Annotated in this window: 3 protein-coding genes; all 3 read right to left on the minus strand. The window is 72.0% G+C overall.

Annotated features, from left to right (window positions below):
• On the minus strand, positions 1-386 hold a 386-nt coding region (locus IE329_RS39735), incomplete at its 3' end, for a single-stranded DNA-binding protein (RefSeq protein ID WP_190215939.1).
• Positions 387-510: 124 nt separating this feature from the next.
• On the minus strand, positions 511-699 hold the full coding sequence (locus tag IE329_RS39740) for a hypothetical protein (protein WP_190215940.1): 189 nt from the start codon (positions 697-699) through the stop codon (positions 511-513).
• A 70-nt stretch (positions 700-769) separates the two neighbouring features.
• On the minus strand, positions 770-1,266 hold a 497-nt coding region (locus IE329_RS39745), incomplete at its 5' end, for a hypothetical protein (RefSeq protein ID WP_229928157.1).

Consider the following 1,266-nt stretch of genomic DNA (forward strand, 5'->3'; position numbering starts at 1 on the left):
CCGGGTGCGGTGTTGGGGCGCTGGGCGCGGGTGACCTTGGCGGTGGCGAAGCGCAGGGACGGGCCGATGTCGTCGAGGTCGAGGCCGAGCATGGAGCGGTTCTCGCCCTCGGGGGTCTGCCAGTTGTGCTGGACCAGGCGGCCGGTGGCGACGACCCGCATTCCCTTGGTGAGGGACTCGGTGGCGTGCTCGGCCATCTCGCGCCAGGCGGTGACCCGCAGGAACAGGGCGGTGCCGTCGCGCCACTGGCCGGTGTTCTTGTCGTAGGTGCGCGGGGTGGAGGCGATGGTGAACTTGGCCATCGCCACGCCGGCGGGGGTGAAGCGCAGTTCGGGGTCGTCGGTCAGGTTGCCGACGACGGTGACGGGGGTTTCTCCGACGGACACGGGGCTGCCTCCAAGGGCGTCGCGTGGTGGTCCGGGAGCGGTCTGTCCGGTCCCCCGCACCACCCGGGCCGCACCGCTGGCTGCGGAGCGGTCCGGGTGGCACGGCCGGTCGGGCAGGCGGCGGTCAGGCCTTCTCGACCTCGTCGCTGGAGAACCAGTACGTCTGAGTGCTGTCGGGGCCGTCGAGGCCGGCGATGGTCACGCCGTCCGGCTTGGCGGTGTTGACGGTGCCGGTCTCGCCGACGAAGGACCGTGAGCCTTCCTCGTGGAACAGGTTCTGGGCGATGCGGACGGTGTCGTTCCTCTTGAACATGGCTTTCTCCTCTGGGAGTTGGTCAGGCAGTGACGGTGTTGGGGAGCAGGGGGCGGCGTGGGTGCGCGGGTCAGCTGGCGAGGAGGTGCTCGATGCGGTAGGCCTCTTCCTCGTCGCGGCCGATCGAGGCGCTGTGGTCGGCGAGCCAGCGGCGGGACTGGCGCTCGATGCCGAGGTGGTGGCGGTTGCGGGCCAGGGCGTCGGCGGCGGTGCGGGGGCGGCTCATCTGCACGGCGTGGACCAGCTCGTGCACGAGGGTGGGGAAGATCTGGTCGTCCTGGCGCATCGCGGTGATGTGGAGCAGGACCAGGACGCGGCCGTCGGCCATCGGGAGGGTCGTGCCGGCGGCGATGCGCGCGGTGCGGCGGTTGCTCTCGTTCTCCAGGACCGTGCGCCACCAGCTCGGGTTTCCGCCGGTGGCCTCCAGGACCGCCGGGCCGAAGTCGCCGGGGCGGGCGAGGCGCACCAGGGTGTCGGGCATGGGCTCGCGCATGTGGTCTCTGACCAGTCGGGCGGCGTGGGGGAGGAGCGGTTCGATCGTTCGGCGCAGTAGCCGGGGGCCGTTGG

It is taken from the genome of Kitasatospora indigofera, assembly GCF_014655955.1.
In the GTDB taxonomy this organism is placed as follows: Bacteria; Actinomycetota; Actinomycetes; order Streptomycetales; family Streptomycetaceae; genus Kitasatospora; species Kitasatospora indigofera.

What these genes read in the sequence shown, in the direction of transcription:
- IE329_RS39740 (WP_190215940.1), bottom strand. Translation starts at nt 699, where the DNA reads ATGTTCAAGAGGAACGACACCGTCCGCATCGCCCAGAACCTGTTCCAC.